Here is a 19,762-nt window from a genome sequence, read left to right as displayed (position 1 = left end):
GCGCCGTGGCCTTACCGATTACAGTGTCTGCCTGTCCTATCATAAGAAATGTCCAATATTTCTTCAATTTACTGGGGTGGCTGCGCGCATGATCCGCGGCCTCGGAATTGATACCGGCACATGGCCGGTATCAAGTTTCGCACGTCGCGTTCTAGCGTTTGGCGGCAATCGCAGCGGCAGAGATGTTGTCGCACGCCACATCAACCGAAATCTCGCCCTTCAGACACGCCGTCAGTTCGAGGTTCAGTTGCTCGTTCCACTTGCTGTACCAAGGCTCTGTCACGGCAGGGACAACTTTTTCATAGTTGACGCCATTTGCAAAAATCCCGTTCAGCACATCGACATCAACCCTGTCAGACCAAGCGTTCCGCACCTCGTCGCTTTGCGCGACCGAGGTAAAGCCGGGATAGAGCATGGAGCTTTTGGCAAGGCTCAGCGCTTGCTTATAGGTGCCGTCCTTGGTTCTGCCACCGAGGTATTGCAGCATTTTCCACGCCCATTCGCGATCACGCGTGGCATCGGACATCATGTAATACCACGTCGCGACAAGGGTCGCGCCATCGCCCGGCAAACCGTGAATCTTGCCCTTGCCCGCGATCGGAGATTGGGCCGGATCGTTCATCTGGTTCATGAAGTAGTTGTGGAATGTCCCGAGATAGAGATGCTTGCCGGTGTTGAACACCTTCACAGCAGGCAAGAACTTGAGGTTCAGCGAATCCGGATCGGCGATCTCGTGCTTGATGAACGTGTCCTGAAAATACTGGAGCGCCTCGCGCGCAATCGAACCGGGGCCGAGTTCTGGGTTCATGTCCTCGTCAAAGATCCGACCGCCTCGGTTACAGACCTGACTGAACCATGTGCCTGGAAGTGTTTCGAGCGCCGGACCGCCAACCCAAAGCAGGGGGTAGTTCGACACACCATCGGCTTTTGCCTTCAGGCACTGTTCGGTCAGCTCATCCCATGTCTGGAACGGCTTGTCCTCGAAACCGGCCTTGGTCAAAAGCTCGTCGTTATAGGCGAAGGCCCACGCAATCGACAGATAGGGCAAGCCCCACAGCTTGCCGTCAACCGTTGCGGTCGAGCGCGCAAGCGGTGTCATGTCTGCAATATAGTCTTCGACGCCGGGCAGGCCGTCCAGCGGAGCAGCGATGCCCTGATCAATATAGCTGGCCATGGTGGACAGGATCGAAACAAAGACGTCGATGTCTTCGCCCGCTGCGAACATGGTGGTCAGCTTGGCGATCTGCGGCTCGATATTCGGCTCGATGATCTTTTCAACAGAGACACCCCAGTCCTCTTCGAACTTGGCGGCGATCTCTTCATAGATGTTGCCGTACTGCCAGACGACCAGATTGATCTGGTCGACATCTGATTCGGGCCGCGCCGCATAGGCGTCCTGCGCAAGCGCCATCTTTGGCAACATACCTGCGCCCGCAGCGCCGACAGCAGCCAGCGCCTTCAGGAAATTACGCCGCGCCATCAGCACGTCGTTAAGCGATGTTTTCACCTTGGTCATTTCTTTACTCCCTGTGATGCCGCATCTGATGGCGGAATTCTGATTGGTGCAATTATCGACTAGCACAAAATAATACAAATTAAAACATAAATGTTGCTTGTTTGTGTTTTTATGTTAGTTATTGAGCTGTAGAAATTTTACCCAAGGAGCCTCAACCCATGATTTTCGATTTTTTGGGGGATAAAAAACGCGCTGTCGTCTCTATGTGTCATATGGGGGCCCTTCCTGGGTCGCCGCTCTATGATTCAGACGGTGGCATAAACAAACTGATCGACGACGCGCTGTCCGACATCCACAAGCTGCAGGATGGTGGCGTCGACGCGATCATGTTCGGCAACGAAAACGACCGCCCCTACCTGTTGGAAGCGACGCCCGAATCAATCGCCGCCTACACAGCCGTCGTTCAGGCCTGCAAACCCGAACTGAAAGTCCCGTTCGGGGTAAACTACCTCTGGGATCCGACCGCCTCGATCGCGATTGCGGTGGCCACCCAAGCCAAATGGGTACGCGAAATCTTTACCGGTGTCTTCGCGTCCGACATGGGCGTCTGGGCCCCCAACGCTGCGCGCCCAGCACGCATGAAACGCGATCTCGACCGCCGAGACCTTAAATTGTTCTTTAATATCAATGCAGAATTTGCGCACTCGCTGGATCAACGCCCCATCGAACTGCGTGCAAAATCCGCCATCTTCTCCTCCCTGGCTGACGCTATCCTTGTGTCGGGTCCGATCACCGGCCAACCCGCCGATGCATCCGACCTGCGCAAGGTGGCCGAGGCTGTGGGCGAGATGGTTCCGGTCTTTGCCAACACCGGCGTGAACGTCGACAACGTCACCGACGTGATGTCTGTCGCCTCGGGCTGCATCATCGGCTCGCACTTCAAGGTCGACGGTGACACATGGAATGCCGTGGACGGCGACCGCGTCAAACGGTTCATGGATAAGGTTAACACCTTGCGCTAAACTTGCGATCCACTCACGGTCAAGCAAGGCACGAACGGCCCAACCGCCGTTCGTGCGCCGACAATTCCGATCTTCAAGCAGGCCCATCCGGCGGGTGACGCCAAATTAGGCAGCCTTCGCGAAGCTCAAACAATAATTAACAGAAAGCATCAAGCCACCAGACACGCCGGCATGGGCTTTCACTGATCATAGGGGCGGTTCATGAGCTGCGTCATCGGTCTCGACATCGGGACAACCTCAACCATTGGCATCATCCTTGATGTCTCCACCTCAACGATCATCGCCTCTGCAACGCGGCCCGTGACATTGTCGTCCCCCCAACAGGGCTGGGCCGAAGAAGATCCGACCGAATGGTGGGCGAATGTCTGCTCTATCGTGCCGGAACTTCTGGAACAGTCCGGCCTGAAAAGTACTGATATCACGGCCGTCGGCACCACCGGCATGTTGCCCGCGACGGTCCTGCTGGACAGCGACGGCGTCGTGCTGCGCCCCTCCATCCAGCAAAGCGACGGGCGCACAGGCCAAGAGGTTAAGGAAATCGCCGCCGAAATACCGGAAGAGACATTCGTCATGCGCGCCGGCAATGGCATTAACCAACAACTGGTGGCCAGCCGCATCCGCTGGATCGAAAAACACGAACCCGACGTGTTCCGCAAAATCGCAACGGTGTTCGGTTCCTACGACTATATCAACTGGTGTCTGACGGGCACGCGTGCGGTCGAACAGAACTGGGCGCTCGAGGCCGGATTTGTCGATCTTTCGACGGACGCATTGTCGGATGACCTGATCGCCCTCGCCCATCTGAACCCCGGCATGGTCCCTGACAAAGTAGGTTCGGCCGAAATCATCGGCCATGTCTCGGCCCAAGCCGCAGCGCAGTCGGGTCTGGCAGAGGGCACGCCAGTTGTCGGAGGGGCTGCGGATCATATCGCCTCTGCCTATGCGGCGGGGGTTCTGGCCTCTGGCGATGTACTTCTGAAATTCGGCGGCGCGGCGGATATCATGATCGCCACCGATACGGCCCGCCCCGATCCGCGCATGTTCCTTGATTATCACATCATACCGGGCCTGTTCATGCCCAACGGATGCATGTCGACAGGTGGGTCAGCACTGAACTGGTTCATCGCGCAATTCGCCAAGGCCGAAGCTGCCGAGGCCGCAAAACGCGGGATCAGCCCGCATCAATATCTGGACGAACTGGCATCAGGCGTTCCGCCCAGGGCTGATGGCGTGACCTTCATCCCTTATCTGCTGGGTGAGAAAACGCCGATCCACGATCCCGATGCGCGGGGCACCATTCTGGGCCTCAGCCTTAACCACGACATACGCCACCTCTGGCGCGCACTGCTCGAAGGCTATGCTTACGCTTTCCGCCACCACGTCGAAGTGTTCAACGACATGGGCTATCCGACCACGCGCTTTCTCGCTTCCGATGGCGGCTCCAAATCGAAACTCTGGATGCAGATCTGCGCCGATGTCCTTCAAACCCCTGTTCAGCTTTTGACCGGCCACCCCGGTTCGTGCCTTGGCGCAGCGTGGCTGGCGGGCATGGGCACGGGTGCAACCGATGACTGGGGCGGCGTCGCCAAATGCGTCAGCTACGGGGACGAAGTACAGCCCGATCCCGCGCAGCAGGGCCGCTATGACGCCGGATACACGTTCTTTCGCGACAGCTATGAGACACAGAAGGAACTGCGCACATGATCCGAGCGATTGCATGGGACATTGATGGCACACTGGTCGATAGCGAGCCGCTGCACCTTTTCGCCCTGAAAGAAGTATGCCGTTTGAACGACGTGGACATCTCCGATCTGGACGACATGCATTTTGTCGGCGTCCACATCGGTAATGTCTGGAAGGAACTGCAACCACGCTTTCCCGCGGAACTTTCGTTTGCGGACTGGGCGGCGCAGTTGAACTGCGCGTTTGAACAGAACGCCTGGCGTCTTGTGGAAATCCCGGGTGCCTCCTCGACCATCAAGTATATCGCTGCGATGGGCTTGCGTCAGGCTGCTGTGTCCAACTCCAACCGCGCAGTGGTGGACACCAACCTCGACGCTATCGGCGTCACCGAGTTGATGGATTTCAGCCTGAGCCTTGATGACGTCTGCGAGGGCAAGCCCGATCCCTTTCCCTATCGCTACGGCTGCTATCGGTTCGCCTTACATGCAAGCGAGGTTCTGGCCGTGGAAGACAGCGCAACAGGTGTTGCGAGCGCACAGGCCGCAGGCCTGCCAGTGGCGTTCCTCAAAGGCGGCTCAAAGATTCCGCAGGGGCCGGTTTTCCCGATTTCTTCCCTGTCGGAGCTTCCCGATCTGATCGTGGAACTGAATGGCGCCTCCGGCAATCTTCGGCAGCACCAACGGCGGGAAGCGTGAAGGACAAGAACATCATGGCGGACAAACCGAATATCCTATGGATCACAACCGATCAGCAGCGGTTCGATACCATCCACGCGCATGGTAACGCGGCGATCAACACGCCGAACATCGACAGATTGGCCGCCGAAGGCATGTCTTTCATGCAAACCTATTGTCAGGCGCCAATCTGCACACCCAGTCGCGCGTCCTTTATGACAGGCCGCTATCCTGCCTCGCATCACGTCCATCGCAACGGCAACGACCACTGGCCCGCCGCTGAGAAGATTCTGCCGGCGATACTGAAGGAAACAACGGACTACACCACCGGACTGATCGGCAAACACCACCTGTCACGTTCCGAGGACCGGATCGAACTGATCCCCGAAGACGGCTATGACGTGGCTGAACTGTCTGATTGCTGGCCTATCGGGCGCGACTATGACACGTGGCTGAAGGACAAGCATGGCGTCGAAGATCCGCTAAAACTCTACCCAGAGCTGCTCGCAAATGCCCCGCGCGACTACGGCCCTGGCCTGCCAATGGCGTTGCAGCAGTCGACGTGGTGGGCCGAAAGGGCGACGGCCTTTATCAAGGATCACAAAGACGGCCCATGGTTTCTGAACCTCAACGCGGTTGATCCACACCCGCCCTTCTTTCCGCCGCAAGAATTTCTGGACAGGTACGACCCTGCGGACATGCCCCTGCCCCACTTCCGCGAAAGCGATATCGCGCGGCAGGAAGAATTCTGGGACATCGACCAGCAGTGGAAGAAAATTCAGGACGTCAGGCATTATGACGCGACGCAAGATGTCGACCAGTCCCAAACGCCCCTGCAGGATCGTAACCTGTTCGACTTCCCCCCCGATACGTACGACGCGCGCATGGTCAAAGCGTGCTATTACGCGATGATCGAAATGGTCGATGAGCGGATCGGCGCCGTGCTGAAGGCACTGGAAGACAGCGGGCAGGCCGAGAACACGATTGTCATCTTCACCTCGGATCACGGCGAGATGATGGGCGATCACGGTATGCTTTACAAAGGCTGCCGCTTTTTCGAGGGGCTGGTGCACGTACCGCTGATCATCCGCTGGCCCGGTGTCACTACTGCGGGTGCGCGGACGGATGCGCTTGTTGAACTGGTCGATATCGCGCCGACCGTACTTGATATCGCAGGCGTTGAACGACCCTACAATATGCAGGGTAAGCCGTTGACAGATCTGCTGGCGGGCAAGGCCACATCGCACAAGCCGCATGTGGTCTGCGAGTTCAACGAGGCACTTGCGGGGATGCCCTATCAAAGCCACGGCACCATGGTTTTCGATGGCCGCTATAAAACCTGCATGTATCACGACGCGAACAAGGCCGAGATTTTTGACCTCCAGCAGGATCCGGGCGAGTTCACCTCGCTTTGGGACAAGCCGGGGTTCGAGCGTCAACAAATCCGGCTTTTGAAGCAGCATCTTGATGCGGTCATGGCCACGTCCGATGCGGGCATCGAACGAACCGGAAACTACTGATCCCGAACTGGCCGCGCGGGGCCTTTGCATTGGCCCCGCACCGACGCCAGCGTCAGGTCATATAGACCCCGCCGGTGACATTTACGCCCTGCCCCGTCATGAACCGCGCCCCGTTCGAGGCCAGAAACACCACAACATCGGCCACGTCCTCCGGCGTTTCGATGCGGCCAAGCGGGGTCTGGCTGACATAGTCGGCCAACACTTCCTCGGACGTCAAACCACGCAATTCCGCCTCCCACGCGACTTCGCGCTCCTGCATCGGTGTACGCACAAAACCGGGGCAAACGGCGTTTACGCGGATACCATCCTTGGCATGCTCGCGCGCCAGTGCTTGGGTCCAGCCCAACACCGCGAATTTTGACGCCGAATAATGCGCCAATAGTGGCGCGCCAACTTTGGAGGCAAGCGAAGCGGTGTTCACGATCACCCCTTTGACGTCGTGGGCAAGGAAATGCCCCACCGCGACCTGATTGGTGAAAAAGACGCCCTTGGCGTTGACGTCGAAGTTAAAGTTCCAGTCATCTTCGGTCAGGTCCAACGCAGGCTTCATATTCGACACCCCCGCATTCGCGTGACAATGGGTGATCGTTCCGAACGCCTCGGCCCCTGCCTCGAACGCCGCCTCGATCGACGCCTTGTCCCTTACATCAACCTCAAGACAGACTTTCGGGGCATCAATATCTTTTGCAGCCGCCTTGCAACCCTCGAGGTTCAGGTCGGTCAGGACCAGATTATACCCCGCCGCCGCAAAGGCACGCGCCGACGCCAGACCAATCCCGTTGGCCGCGCCCGTAATGAAAACCGTATCTGTCATAGTATTTAGCACCTCGGCATGATCGAACAAATTAGCACTTAATATAACACAAAGTTACTCAATCACACAACTCGAAAGATCAATCAGAGCTGCGATAGATCCACTCGCGTGGCATACGGGAGGCATGCGACCAGCCTTTCGCCTCAGAGTGACGCTGAAAGGACAACCGCGCGGATTAGGCAAGCAGCGCACGCAACCAATACGCCCCCGTCATACCACGACGACATTGCCGCGCTTGTGGCCCGTCTCGACATAGGCATGCGCCTCAATCAGATCGGCCAGTGGGTAGATCCGGTCCATGACTGGCGCGAGGCGTCCCTCGTCCATCAGGTTCAGTATCTCGGACAGCATGGCCCGAAGGTGCTTCGGCTGTTCCAGTCCCACCGCCGCGAACAGCGCACGCTTTCGCCCGAAAAAAGCGGATAGCAGAATCGCGGGCAGGCGTCGCAGCGTCGGCACGGGGCACAGATATCGCCCCGCCTTCGCCAGCGCTGGCCGTGCGGCAGAGAAGGATGTGACGCCCACTGTGTCAAAGATCACGTCGTATCCGGCCTCATGTTCCAGCGCGTCTTCGCTGGCGTAATCTATCACTCGAGCGGCCCCGAGAGATGCGACAAGATAGGTGTTGCGGGCGCTGCTGGTGGCCGTCACCTCTGCACCCAAAGCGGCGGCGATCTGCACTGCGGCGGAACCAAGGCTTCCTGCCCCACCGAGGATCAGTACGCGGTCGCCGCGTTGCACTTGGCCGAGATTGCAAATGTAGTGCCATGAGGTCAGCACGCCATCACACAGAACCGCCGCATCCTCATGCGACAGGCTATCGGGCTTGGGCATCAGTACGCCGTCCTCGGGAAGGTTGATGTGGCTGGCATTCGCGCCAAAGCGCATCCCCGACTCGCCAAACACCTTATCGCCCAGCGCAAAGCGGCTGACCTCATCGCCGACGCCAATCACCTCCCCCGACAGGCCAGTACCCGACAACCCGTTGCGCGGGCGGCGTAGACCAAGGAAGGGACGCGCGAACAAAGGCTCCCCTTTGCGCATCATCCCGTCGGCGCGGGTGACGGCAGATGCATGGATGCGGATCAGCACTTCATCGGGGGCAAGCTCAGGAATTGCCAGCGTGACAGGCGTCAGGATGTCGGGGGCGCCATAGCGCGGAATATGCCAAGCGGTGCGCGTAACAGTCATGGAAATGTCCTCGGTTTGAAATCTGCCATTGAACTAGAGGTTTTCAATCGTTCCGATCATGGCCTATAATACGCCACAGTGGTTCATAAATGATCCGGTTGATGTATGGACTGGAAATCCCTTCCCGCCTTTCTTGCCGTTGCGCGGCATGGTTCTCTCAGGGCCGCTGCCGAGCGTTCGGGCGGCACCCACGCGACCTTGCGCCGTCAGGTCGAGGCGCTTGAGGCCCAGCTTGGCACGCAGCTTTTCCGGCGTGGCGCGGATGGCTTGGCCCTGACCGCGGCAGGGCGGCGGTTGCTGCCGCAAGCGCTCGAAGCAGAGGCGGCATTACTGAAGGGGTTTAACGCGGTTCAGGGGCTTGACCGCGAGGCGGCGGGACGCATCCGGCTTTCCGCCGATCCGATGACCGCGCATTACCTGCTGGCGCCAGTGCTGGCAGACTTTGCCACGCTGTATCCCGAAATCGAAATCGAACTTCGGCTTGCCTATACGCTCGACTCGATTGCACGGAACGAGACGGACGTTTCGATCCGCCATGCTGCGACAATCGAGGACGACGCAGTGGGGCGCAAACTCTTTCCGCTTTCAATCGGGGTGGTTGCATCACGGGACTATATCGACCGAATGCTTCCCTCTGCGGGCCACAAAGGGCGCGGGTTAAGCTGGATCGGCTATGGGGACGCGCCCGAGCTTGCCACCATGATCGCAAACTCTGCTTTCCCAGAAGCGCGTGTCCGCCATTCCGTGCCTGACCCAGAGATGCATCTGCACTTGGCCCGTGCGGGCGCGGGGATGACGTTTCTGGCAGGCTGGGTCACCTCGGTCTTCCCAGAGTTGCAGCGCGTTCCAGGCACCGAACTTGATCAAAGACGTTCAACATGGGTTCTTTTGCACGGCGATCTGCGACGAGTGCGGCGCGTGCGGCTTTTCGTCGACTATCTGTACAACGCCCTTCAGGAACGCCGCGCGGCATTTCTGGGGTCTTGAACCAGAAATGCCGCGCTCAGGAATTTGAGGGCCATGCCGAAGGTCGTGTTTCGAGGCACCCTCGCTGTCAATGTACCAAGTGGCTGGGGCAACGGCAGCAGTATACGCGTGCCATTGCCCCTCCTTACGCCTCGGATGGATAAGTGATCCAGTCAGCTACGCAGCTGCGCCCCTGTCTGAAGAGGACCACGCATTCTTGGAAAACGCGGGATCGAGATCCGTTTCCGCAACATGGTTGGTATAGTTCGACATGGTTTTCAGCGCCGTGCCGAGAATAACCTCAAGCACGGTTTGTCGGGTGTATCCGGCCTGCAAAAACCGCTCGACCTGCTGCTCCGTCGGCCATCCACGGCTTTCGTTGATCACGATGGCGAACTGGCGCAGGGCCTCCAACTTGCTGTCAGCGATGGGTGTATCGTTGCGCAACGCTTCGACCACATCCTCCGGCACGCCAGCCATCTGGGACAGGGTGGTATGGGCGGCCATGCAATAGGCACAGCCGTTCAGGCGGTTGTTCGTCATCAGGATGATCTGACGCTCGGTTTCCGACAGGGCTGTCTTGCCGAAAATTGTTGCGAGGGTTGTGTACCCTTCGAGGATGGTGGGTGCTTCGGCCATGGTGGCGTAGAGGTTGGGGACAAAGCCATACCCCTTCAGCGCGGCTTGCATAATTGGTTTGGCATCTGCGGGCGCAGACTCCAGCGTGTGCGTTCGGAAATCTTTCATTGTCTGATCCTTTCTGGTTTCGGGGTGTCAGTTTGGTGAGACATCGGTTGTAAGTCAGGCTTGCCCAACTGTTGTGCCAAGGCGCGCGTTGCCTCTTTTGCCTCCATGACCGACCGGTCATGACGCGCGTCCTTGAATTCCTGATATTCGATGGCAACTGTCTGGATCTGCGCGGCATCGACGCCGAAGTAATGCGCGCAGGCGGCAATCGCGGGATCCAGCGCGTTCAGGTGCGCCCGTGGCCCGCCGCGTCCAAATCCAAACTCGCCGCGTGACGACAGCACGACCAGTTGCTTGCCCTTCAGGATCGGCTCAATCGGGAAATCGCCACGCGCCAGATCGAACGAGAATGTCCGACCAATCCGCGCAATATGATCAATCCATCCCTTCAACGCGGCAGGCATCCCGTAATTGTACATCGGGGCACCCATGACGATGATATCCGCCGCTACAACCTCGTCGATAAGGGCGTCCGACAGTGCCAGCCTGTCCGCCATCCAGTTTTCGCGGGCGTCGGCGGGGGTGAATGCCGCGTGGATAAACCGGTGGTCAATCGCCGGAACCGGATTCCGCCCGATATCGCGGTCAATCACCTTCGCGTCTGGATTGGCATTCAGAAACTCGGCTGTGAAAAGTTGTGTTAGCATACGCGTAAGCGACCGGTCTTCCTGTTGGGCGCTGGCGTCAATGCGAAGCAAAGTAGTCATGTTGCTCTCCTGTAGATCAAAGGTGTTCGCCCTTCCGGTTGGAATGAAAGCGCAAGGCGATAAGGGCCGCCAAAGTCACGCTGCAACGGCTGTGTTCGATTGATGTCTGTGGCACGGGCATGCGAAACGCCTTTCCTGATCGGGGGAATGCCGACTGTCCTCAGGACATCGCGCCAGCACCCTTCGTTGATGTTAGGAAAGAAGTTAGTCACCAAACTGCGGCAGGTATTGACCGCGCCTGCCAAGGTCACGACCGTACCTGCCAAAATCCGTTAGGTCTTAATCAGGCTCTGCTTGCGTGCTGTCTGAACTGTGCCGGAGCTTGTCCGAACCAGCGTTTGAAGGCGCGGCTGAACGTACTCTGCTCGGAAAATCCGGTCAGAAACGCGATCTCGGCGATAGAGGCATCGCTGTCGCGCAGCAGTTCTTGCGCCAGCGCCGATTGGGCCCGCCCCACCACGTTGCGAAAGGTCAGGCCCTCTTCGGCAAGACGTCGATAGAGGGTACGTTCACTCAGCCCCATCTCGTGGGCGACCTCACCCGCCTGCGGCATGCCAGTGCTAAGCTTCGGGGTCAGGCGGTTCACTAGGATATTACCAAGAGACGTATCATCACGAAGAGACGCGAATTCGGTTTCCAAATGTTGCGACAGAAATTCTGACACCGCCGCATCGCCAAGACGGTTGGACAAGGACAGCATTGCAGGATCAAACTCAATCGCGTCGCGGTCCGCGTCGAAGACAACCGGACAGCCAAAAATGTCGGCATATCGTGCAGGATCGCCGCGGCAGGAATGGCGGAACGTGACCAAATCCAGCACAAGATCCGCCCCGACAAAGCGGCGCATATTCTGCGCGAATCCGGCCAACGCGCCTTCGTTACGGAATTCCAGCGTGGCGTTCTGCGCGCTGACGGGGTCAAAGACAAAAGCAGCCGCCGCCTCCGACTCTTCGAGCCGATAAACAGCTGTGTCCGTCACTAGTTTGTAGTATCTATCAACCCGTTGCAGCGACTCCCGAAGGGTGGGCGCGGTCTTGATCGCAAGACCAAGCACCCCGAGGTCGTCCGTCGTCACCCTTTTGGCATAAGCATCCAGCAGCGTGACATCATCGCCATGCGCCTCACGAACGCATTGCAGCAGTTCGTAGTAGTCACCGGCATCCATCCGATCATTCTCAAGCAACCGAAAGCGGCGGAGAGTCCCGCCGTCACAGATCAGCACGCCATCCTTTGTCAGGGACATTCCGGCCGCTTCGGCCATCACACGGGCAAATGCTGTTGTCACATTCGGCATGGTTTGGAAAAATACAGCACTGTCGCTTTCAGAACCAGAAAATCTGGCGATCGCGTTGTCTCGCGACCGAGGTATGCAAAGAAAAGGAGCCGAGGCGCTGCTTATGGGTCAGGGTTGCACCATCTCAAATGACACGCTTTTTGGCCCCATGTTGAGTTGCCGCTGGTGCGGTTTCACCCCGACCGCCAACCGAACAAACGGGCAGCAGGTGCAATAACAATCCAAAATTTGCCCACCTGCATTGCCGCGCCGCCATCACTTCCCCACACCTGCACCAAGCCACCACACCCGCATGGCTGGTTGCGCGCTTGCTGAAATTGGGTTTCTTTGCACCGCAGACCATTTTTGGGAGGAAACCAAGTGAACTTGATTCTGAAATCCGCCGTGGCCGCGATGGCCCTGTCGGCGGTCACCACAACTGTGGCACTCGCCGAAACGCGCGTGACCTACAAGTCGGCCAAGACCGGATCGTCTTATTACCAGATGGGCGTCGAACTGGCCGAGGGCATGAAAGCGGGCACCGATGGCGAAATCTCCGTCACTGTTGAAGAAAGCCAAGGCTCCGTCCAGAACGTGATGGAAGTACGCGCACGGGGCGGCGATTACGTCTTTACCACGCCCCCCGCGCTTGTCGGCCTCGCCCAGCAGGGCAAAGCCATGTTCGAAGGCAAAGGCAGCCCCGCCTTTGACGACATCCGCGCTCTATTCCCGATCCCGTCGCTGACCATGCATTTCGTGATGTCCGCCGATAGCGGCGTCACCGATATTGCCGATCTGGAAGGCCAGACGATCCTCCTTGGCAAAGGGACATTCGGCGCACGAGAGGGCGAGGCGTACCTCAAGCTCTTTGGCGTGGACGAAGTCGTCAAGATCGCCGATGTCGAACTGTCCAACGCGGTTGCCGCGCTGAAGAACGGCCAGATTGACGGCTTTGTCACCGCAGGTTCCTACCCCGCGCCGAACGTGATCGAAGCGGCGGCGTCCACCTCGGTCACAGTGCTGTCGATGAGCGATGCGCAAATTGCCGAGACCAAGCGCACCAAGCTGACCATTCCCGCCGGCACCTATGCCGGTCAGGAGGCGGACATCGCCACCACGTCGCTGCCGGTTGTGGCATTCACGACCACCAAGATGGACGACGACACAGCCTATGCCCTGACAAAGACGTTCTGGGAAAACAAGGCCACGCTGGGTGACACATCCCCTTGGTGGAACGGCGTCGACCCTGCAATGCTGTCCAACATCAGCGGCAAGATCCACCCCGGCGCGGTGCGCTACTATGAAGAAGCGGGTATTGAGCTGAGCGACGCGCACAAGTAAAGCGTCGATCACTTTTGCAGGCCGGTCGTCCGATCCGGCCTGCGCTCCCCCGACCAAGAGAACCCCCTATGCCCAATTCTAGCACCGGCCGTATCAACGCCGTTTTCTGGTTGATCATGGCCGCCGCCCTTGTGGCCTATCACCTTGTGCTGATCTTTTCGGGGCTGGTTCCAAATCTGGTCAGTCGCCCGCTGCATATGGCGTTCATCCTCCCCTTCGTTCTGGTGCTGGGCAATACCAGCCGCTGGGGAGCCATTAGCGGCACGATACTGGCGGGGCTGGGCATCGCTGCGGCCCTGTGGATCGCCATCAACCACGACATGCTGGGCGGGCAATACGGATTTCTGGAAGGGAACTTCCAAATTGCCATCGCGGTCACGCTGCTTGCCGTTACGCTCGAAGCCGCACGGCGCGCCATTGGCTGGCCCTTGCCGTTGGTAGCTGCGGCGGCGCTGCTTTACGGTCTGTTCGGTCAGTACATTCCAGGACAGTTCGGCCATTCCGGCACGCCCACCGCCAGCTTCCTTGGCACGCTCACCATTGCCGAAGGCGGCATCTGGGGATCGCTTACCGGCGTGTCCGTCAGCGTGGTGGCGATTTTTGTCATCTTCGGTGCGGTTCTGAATGCGGGCGAGGCCGGTCAGGGGTTCATGAACGTGGCGGGTGCCGCGGCGGGTCGCCTCAAGGGGGGCGGCGCGAAAGTGTCAGTGATCTCCTCTGCGCTGTTCGGGTCAATATCGGGCTCGGCGTCGGCGAATGTGGCCTCGACCGGCGCAGTCACGCTGCCTGCTATGACAAAACTCGGCTACCCCAAACGTCTGGCCGCCGCGGTAGAGGCTGTCGCCTCATCCGGCGGGCAGATCATGCCGCCGCTGATGGGCGCGGGAGCCTTTGTCATGGTTGAGCTGACAGGCGTGCCCTACACCTCGATCATGGCCGCCGCGATCCTGCCTGCGATCCTTTATTTCTTTGCGGTTTGGGTCGGCATCAACGCCTATGCCACCCGCTTTGACCTTAAAGGCGTGGACGAGGCGGACCGGCCAAGCGGGCGCGACGTCATCATCACCTCGCTGTTCTTCCTCGTGCCGTTTTCGGTCCTGCTGTGGGCGATGTTTGTGTCCGGCTTTACGCCGCAATATGCCGCCGCGCTGGCCATTCTGGCGGGTGCGCTGTTGCTGTTCTTCAACGCTGATCTGCAGTTCCGGCCTGCGCAAATCGCGGAACGGTTTCAGGGCGCGGCCCTGAACGCGGCGCGGCAGGTGTCAATGATTGCGGCCATCATCCTGTGTGCGTCGATCATCATCGGCGTGCTTGGCATTACCGGCCTCGGTGTCAAGATCACGTCCCTGATCCTCGAAGGGTCCGGCGGATTGCTATGGCCCTCGCTGCTGCTGACCGCGCTGGCCTGTCTGCTGCTCGGGATGGAGGTTCCGACGACGGCGGCCTATGTCATTTGCGTGTCTGTTGCAGGCCCCGCATTGACCCAACTGGGGCTGGAGCCGTTGCAGGCGCACCTTTTCGTCTTCTGGTTCGCCCTGCTGTCCACGATCACACCGCCCGTCTGCGGCGCGGTGTTCATCGCGGCGGGGATGATCGGGGAAAACTGGTTGAAAGTCGCGCTGACGGCAATGGCCTTGGGCGTCGGGCTTTACCTCATCCCTTTGGGCATGATCGCAAACCCCGACATCATCCGCCTTGCCGACAGTCCGGTGGCAGCACTGATCGCAATGCTGCGCCTCGCCGTTGGTCTGGCCCTTGTCTCCTACGGCCTGATCAGCGTGCGCGAGGGGGTCAAAACCATCCTGCTTCTCGTTGCGGGCTTGGCAGTCATTTTCTCGGGCATCTATATCTGACGTCATCCCGTTAGGGCGACCGCCTACTTCCTCAACGCAGGCACCATCCGCCGCAACGTGCCATCCTTGCGCACGAACTGGTTATAGATGGCGGCGACGGCATGGGCCGTGATCAGCGCGAACAGAACGATGTTCAGCAGCCAGTGCACATAGCCCAGATTTGCAACACCTTTCCATGTGATGCCGCCCATGATCACCATGCAGATCAGCGTGGCATAAAGCGACCGGTGAACAATGCTCGCCACCCTCGCCTGCATCGGTGACGTCCCCGACGCATGTCCGAGCGCGCCATGGCGATAGCGTAGGTAAAGCCGCGCCAGCAACGCCAGAAAAACGGCCGAGCCAAAGCCCACATGCACCCACGCCATCGACACGTCATTGCTTTCGGGTGTTGCACCGGTCTGGATGGCACCAAGGGTGCGCTTGATCGGTTCGTTGAACAGCCACTGCACCCAGATGGCCGCGAAAACGAACCAGTGCAGGGCAACCTGGGCGGGTCGATATGTCTGGGGTTGGGGGGCCATTGGATGCGCCTTTACGTGCTGGGACGAACAGTCACGGCCACGCCCGCAGGATCGGTACCGCACAGCACATCACCGTCGCGCCGCAGATGCGGAGAGGTGACAGCCGCGCCCTGGGAAATCAGTTCGTAATGCACCAGACCGGCCATATCCTGCGGCATCGGGGGGCGGTTGGGTCCGGCCCAGATGTTCATCGCCAAACGGTGCGTGTTCGGTGCGCCCGCGCCCATATCGGCAAAGCCCCAGTGATCCAGTGTCAGATGACGCTCAAACCCGAGGGTCGCGAACCAGTCCAATGCAGGTTCAAGCGCGGGCACCTTCAGGTGCAAATGCGCGAGATAGCTGTCAGCGGCCAAAGGGGCCATCGGGTCTGCACCAGCGGCAAAGGCACGTTCGGCTGGGACATCAAGCGGCCCGCGCCCTGAATGCCGGTTGCCATTAACGTCATACAAGGTCAGCCCTTGGTACATATTGCCGAAATGCGAAAACCGCTCCGGCGTTTCAAAGGTGATCTCGATCTCCAGCCCGTCAGGATCGTGGCAGTACAGCGATTTGGCCATCAGGTGATCCGTCGGCCCGACCTGCACATTCAGGTGGACCAGACGGGCGAGTATCCGTGAAAATTCTGCCTGACTGCGCACCCCGATCGCGACGTGATACATGCCCGTGAACGGGGCCGCGACGGGCTTTGTCGCACCTGGATGCAGAACGATCAGGGTGCGGTTCTTTGTACCCAAAGCGACACCCGGCGCGGTGGACTCACGCTCGACCAGCCCGAAGGCCCATGTCCAGAACGCAATCGCACGGCCAAGGTCGGTCACTTGCAGATCGACCGCACCCCATGACAGGCGATCCTTCTGCGGGGAACGGTTTTGGTTGTCGTCAGCCACGGATGTGAGCATGGGAAAGCACCCCTTGAAAGAAAAAGGCGCCCCAGCGGGAGAAACCGGAGCGCAAGTCTGCATGGATCAGCGACGCGGCGCGATGGGTGCCTTGTTCGTGCGGCCCCAGATCACCAGAACGGCCAGCGCGAACAGGATCGCGTTCATCGGCAGCACTTCGAATTCACCACGGAATGTGTGTACGCCAGCGGCCAGCACCATGATCACGGCCAGACCGGCAGCGGCCATTTTGGTCAGATACGGCATGATACGTGTCGCAGCGGGCAGGATCAGGCCCAACGCGCCCGCGACCTCGGCCAGCCCGATGAATTTGATCAGCAGGAAGGGCGCGTTTTCGGCCCAGCCCATGCCCATCGCGACCAGTTCCTCCGATCCCGACATCAGCTTGGTGCCGCCTGCCATCAGGAACATCGCCGCCAGAAGGGCCTGCACGACCCAAAGGCCGATGTTCCAGCCCTTGCCGGTTTTTACGGGGTTTGCATCAATGGTTGTCATCTTGTTCTCTTCCTAAAGTCGCTTTGTAGCGAGGTGTGATGAGAGCAATTTAAACCTTTCGTTATGCGACATCATTATGCCATTTATTGATCTACCATTTACTATGGGTTGATCATGGACACTTTGCTAAGCCTGCGCGTCTTTGCCGAAGTCGCCGAGAACAAGAACTTTTCTGCTGTGTCGCAGCGTTTGGGACTTTCGCCAGCGATGACAAGCAAACACGTCAAACATGTCGAGGCGCGTGTGGGCGCACGCCTGCTGAACCGCAACAGTCGCAACGTAAGCTTGACCGAAGCAGGGGCGCAGTATCTGCAAACGGTCCGCCCCCTGCTGGACGGGCTGGCCGAGGCCGAGGCGCAGCTCGCCACCGATAGCCTATCGCCGCGCGGCACTCTCAGGATGTCAATGCCGGTGTGGATGTCCAATCCGGCCTTTGCGCGGATCCTGACCACCTATCACCAGCAGCACCCGCACGTGACCTTCGACATCGACCTGAGCGGGCGCAAGATCAACATCATCGAGGAAAGGATCGATCTGGCGCTGCGGGTCGCGTTCAAGCTCGACGACGGGCTGATCGCGCGCAAACTGGGCGAGGTTACGTTCCAACTGGTCGCCGCCCCTGCCTTTCTGGATCGTTTTGGCCGCCCCGACACCCCTGCCGATCTGAACGACGCGCCGATGCTGGCCTATTCCCAAGTCGCCGCCGATGGCCGCGTCAGGTTTGGGGGCGAGGACGGGATGGACATCAAATTCCGTCCCATTCTGCTCAGCGCGAACGAAAGCATCCTGCATCAAGCGGCGGTGGCGGGGATGGGCTTTGCCATGCTGCCCGACTGGGCCGCGCAGACAGACCTGCAAGAGGGTCGCCTTGAAACCGTGTTGCCCAACACTGAATGGCCAAAGCTGCTTATCCAAGCGATCTATGCCGACCGCAGTTACCTTCCCGCCAAGGTGCGCAGCTTTCTCGACTTCCTCGCCGGACCCGACGGGTTCGCCGCGGCTTTGCAATAGCGACAGGAATGATGCAGCACGCTTTTACGGTCTGGCACGGATAAGCGCCGGACCGCTTTCCATCGCGATGCCCTATGCCGACAGCGCCTGCTGCTCAAGTTGCGCCACCGCCGTCAGCGCAGGGCGTTCGGCACAGCGTTTGATCCACGCCTGAACGGATGGCTGATCCGGTGCGGCCTCGGGCAGCCATTGGAACGGGCTCGACAGCAGCAGATCAACGGCAGAGTAATCTTCGCCCAATAGATAGGGCTGTTCGGCCAAAGCCTCTGACAGGCGGGCGATCACGGCGTCCAGATCACGGAAGGTCGAATAGACGGCGGGGTGGTCGATCTTGGCGAAATCATGCACCAGAACAGGCTCCATCACGCCCTGATAGTAGAACAGCCAACTCAGGAAAGCGCCGCGTTGCGGGTGTCCGACCGGACGGCCCATACCTGCGGCGGGAAACATATCGGTTAGATAGGCGACGATGGCACCGCGTTCACGGACATGGTCGGTGTTGTTCACCAGATAGGGCACTTTACCCTCGGGGTGCGGGTTGCGCGGATCGCGCGCGCCGGTGCCGTCATCCCGCGCGACGCTTACCTGCACAACGTCGATCCGGTCCGCAATGCCCAACTCGTCGATCAATGCAAGAATCGAGGAAGAGCGCGAATAAGGCGCGTGATATAGCGTGGTCATAATAGCCTCTTGCAAAGTGAAATCATGACACGTTGGTAATCCCCGCTGCTGACAGCGCATGGCAGTTACGCCGCGACGCCCGCCCTAGGGCCATTCGGCAAAGGACACCTCCTTGGTGCGGGTGCGATAGAGCGGCGTGTAGGTGCGGCGGAACTGCGCGGGCGCGAGGCTTTCGTGGCGGCGGAAGAAGCGCGTGAAATAGGCCGCGTCGCTGAACCCCAGCTTATAGCCGACCTCGGCCACTTGCAGGTTGGTGGTAATCAGCAGCGCCTTGGCCTCTTCGATCAGGCGGCGCTGCATATGCTGGTGGGGCGGAATGCCAATGGCGCGGCGCACCGCCTCGTTCAGCCGGTCGCGCGACACGCCAATGCGGCGCGCATATTCCGCGACGGTCCAGTGGTTTTGCAGGTGCAGTTCGACCAGATTGAGGAAACTGTCAGAGATGCGGTGCGGCTGAGTCTCACTGGCCTGCAAGGGCGGCGCGGCGGCGCGCCAGATCTCGATCAGCAGCAGCGACACACAATGGTGCAGCACCGCCTCCCCTCCGGGGGCGAGGTCGCGCAATTCGGCCTCCATCTTGTCAAACAGCGCCACAAAGGACTGCATGATCGGCGGCGTAATGTCGGACAAAAAGATGCGGCGGCTGACCACCTGACGCACATGGGCCGAAATCGCATCAGTCGGCAATGCCCGCCCCAGTGCGCGTTCGGGGGTTCGAATCAGAAAGCCGCGCGTGCCCGCCGCCAATTTGATGCGCGAGGACCACCCCGTAGGCGACCAGATCAGGCATGGGCCTGCAAAATCACGCTCAATCTCGTCCGAAACGAAGGTACCCAAACCGGATTCGAGAAGCGCAAAAGTCGCCCGCCCGCCCGAAGTTGCATATTCCGTCGTGGTCAGCGCGC

General features: G+C 59.5%; 19 protein-coding genes. 8 read left to right on the top strand and 11 right to left on the bottom strand.

Annotation, left to right across the window (positions count from 1 at the left end):
- Window positions 1–151: 151 nt before the first annotated feature.
- Entirely contained in the window at window positions 152–1,516 is a 1,365-nt protein-coding gene (locus tag AC6GQJ_RS13325) for an extracellular solute-binding protein (RefSeq protein WP_500769021.1), read from the bottom strand.
- Window positions 1,517–1,674: 158 nt separating this feature from the next.
- On the opposite strand from AC6GQJ_RS13325, the gene AC6GQJ_RS13320 reads away from it, so the two are divergent.
- The 4 genes from AC6GQJ_RS13320 (at window position 1,675) to AC6GQJ_RS13305 (ending at window position 6,355) form a co-directional block, all read left to right on the top strand.
- On the top strand, window positions 1,675–2,478 hold the full coding sequence (locus AC6GQJ_RS13320; RefSeq protein WP_417522529.1) for a BtpA/SgcQ family protein: 804 nt from the start codon (window positions 1,675–1,677) through the stop codon (window positions 2,476–2,478).
- Window positions 2,479–2,679: 201 nt separating this feature from the next.
- Window positions 2,680–4,182, top strand: a complete 1,503-nt coding sequence (locus AC6GQJ_RS13315) for an FGGY-family carbohydrate kinase (RefSeq protein ID WP_500769018.1) — start codon at window positions 2,680–2,682, stop codon at window positions 4,180–4,182.
- Window positions 4,179–4,856 (top strand): HAD family hydrolase, encoded by a 678-nt coding sequence (locus AC6GQJ_RS13310; protein ID WP_500769016.1) that lies wholly within the window; start codon window positions 4,179–4,181, stop codon window positions 4,854–4,856. Before AC6GQJ_RS13315 ends, AC6GQJ_RS13310 begins: the two co-directional genes overlap by 4 nt.
- Entirely contained in the window at window positions 4,853–6,355 is a 1,503-nt protein-coding gene (locus tag AC6GQJ_RS13305) for a sulfatase family protein (RefSeq protein ID WP_500769014.1), read from the top strand. The genes AC6GQJ_RS13310 and AC6GQJ_RS13305 overlap by 4 nt, the downstream gene beginning before the upstream one ends.
- Before the next feature lie 52 nt (window positions 6,356–6,407).
- Here the strand turns inward: AC6GQJ_RS13305 and AC6GQJ_RS13300 are convergent, their stop codons facing one another.
- Window positions 6,408–7,169, bottom strand: a complete 762-nt coding sequence (locus AC6GQJ_RS13300) for an SDR family NAD(P)-dependent oxidoreductase (protein ID WP_500769012.1) — start codon at window positions 7,167–7,169, stop codon at window positions 6,408–6,410.
- Window positions 7,170–7,379: 210 nt separating this feature from the next.
- Window positions 7,380–8,360, bottom strand: a complete 981-nt coding sequence (locus AC6GQJ_RS13295) for an NAD(P)-dependent alcohol dehydrogenase (protein WP_500769010.1) — start codon at window positions 8,358–8,360, stop codon at window positions 7,380–7,382.
- A gap of 105 nt (window positions 8,361–8,465) precedes the next feature.
- On the opposite strand from AC6GQJ_RS13295, the gene AC6GQJ_RS13290 reads away from it, so the two are divergent.
- On the top strand, window positions 8,466–9,347 hold the full coding sequence (locus AC6GQJ_RS13290) for a LysR family transcriptional regulator (RefSeq protein ID WP_500769008.1): 882 nt from the start codon (window positions 8,466–8,468) through the stop codon (window positions 9,345–9,347).
- A gap of 156 nt (window positions 9,348–9,503) precedes the next feature.
- On the opposite strand, the gene AC6GQJ_RS13285 is transcribed toward AC6GQJ_RS13290, so the two are convergent.
- From AC6GQJ_RS13285 to AC6GQJ_RS13275, 3 genes are all read right to left on the bottom strand, one after another.
- Window positions 9,504–10,073, bottom strand: a complete 570-nt coding sequence (locus AC6GQJ_RS13285; RefSeq protein WP_500769006.1) for a carboxymuconolactone decarboxylase family protein — start codon at window positions 10,071–10,073, stop codon at window positions 9,504–9,506.
- Window positions 10,070–10,780 (bottom strand): FMN-dependent NADH-azoreductase, encoded by a 711-nt coding sequence (locus AC6GQJ_RS13280; RefSeq protein ID WP_500769004.1) that lies wholly within the window; start codon window positions 10,778–10,780, stop codon window positions 10,070–10,072. The genes AC6GQJ_RS13285 and AC6GQJ_RS13280 overlap by 4 nt, the downstream gene beginning before the upstream one ends.
- A 283-nt stretch (window positions 10,781–11,063) precedes the next feature.
- A complete protein-coding gene (locus tag AC6GQJ_RS13275) occupies window positions 11,064–12,074 on the bottom strand; it encodes an AraC family transcriptional regulator (protein ID WP_500769002.1) in 1,011 nt (336 codons plus the stop codon).
- A gap of 393 nt (window positions 12,075–12,467) precedes the next feature.
- Between AC6GQJ_RS13275 and AC6GQJ_RS13270 the strand changes: the two genes are divergently transcribed.
- Together AC6GQJ_RS13270 and AC6GQJ_RS13265 are read left to right on the top strand one after the other, a co-directional pair.
- Window positions 12,468–13,394, top strand: a complete 927-nt coding sequence (locus AC6GQJ_RS13270) for a TAXI family TRAP transporter solute-binding subunit (protein ID WP_500773923.1) — start codon at window positions 12,468–12,470, stop codon at window positions 13,392–13,394.
- Window positions 13,395–13,462: 68 nt separating this feature from the next.
- Entirely contained in the window at window positions 13,463–15,247 is a 1,785-nt protein-coding gene (locus AC6GQJ_RS13265) for a TRAP transporter permease (protein WP_500769000.1), read from the top strand.
- 23 nt (window positions 15,248–15,270) lie between these two features.
- Here AC6GQJ_RS13265 and AC6GQJ_RS13260 read toward each other — a convergent pair whose 3' ends face one another.
- The 3 genes from AC6GQJ_RS13260 to AC6GQJ_RS13250 form a co-directional block, all read right to left on the bottom strand.
- Complete coding sequence (locus tag AC6GQJ_RS13260) at window positions 15,271–15,771, bottom strand: cytochrome b (RefSeq protein WP_500768998.1); 501 nt, start codon at window positions 15,769–15,771, stop codon at window positions 15,271–15,273.
- Window positions 15,772–15,782: 11 nt separating this feature from the next.
- Complete coding sequence (locus tag AC6GQJ_RS13255; RefSeq protein ID WP_500768996.1) at window positions 15,783–16,670, bottom strand: VOC family protein; 888 nt, start codon at window positions 16,668–16,670, stop codon at window positions 15,783–15,785.
- Window positions 16,671–16,736: 66 nt separating this feature from the next.
- Window positions 16,737–17,165, bottom strand: a complete 429-nt coding sequence (locus AC6GQJ_RS13250; protein WP_500768994.1) for a DoxX family protein — start codon at window positions 17,163–17,165, stop codon at window positions 16,737–16,739.
- Between the two features lie 114 nt (window positions 17,166–17,279).
- Here AC6GQJ_RS13250 and AC6GQJ_RS13245 point away from each other — a divergent pair, with 114 nt between their 5' ends.
- Window positions 17,280–18,176, top strand: a complete 897-nt coding sequence (locus tag AC6GQJ_RS13245; protein WP_500768992.1) for a LysR family transcriptional regulator — start codon at window positions 17,280–17,282, stop codon at window positions 18,174–18,176.
- Window positions 18,177–18,248: 72 nt separating this feature from the next.
- Here AC6GQJ_RS13245 and AC6GQJ_RS13240 read toward each other — a convergent pair whose 3' ends face one another.
- Window positions 18,249–18,857 (bottom strand): glutathione S-transferase family protein, encoded by a 609-nt coding sequence (locus AC6GQJ_RS13240; RefSeq protein WP_500768990.1) that lies wholly within the window; start codon window positions 18,855–18,857, stop codon window positions 18,249–18,251.
- An 84-nt stretch (window positions 18,858–18,941) separates the two neighbouring features.
- Window positions 18,942–19,694 (bottom strand): helix-turn-helix domain-containing protein, encoded by a 753-nt coding sequence (locus tag AC6GQJ_RS13235; RefSeq protein ID WP_500768988.1) that lies wholly within the window; start codon window positions 19,692–19,694, stop codon window positions 18,942–18,944.
- Between the last annotated feature and the right edge of the window lie 68 nt (window positions 19,695–19,762).

The sequence above is a fragment of the Tateyamaria sp. 7Alg 36 genome, from assembly GCF_059882455.1.
Note: the sequence above shows the minus strand (reverse complement) of the source record. Positions and strands in the feature narration are given on the sequence as shown.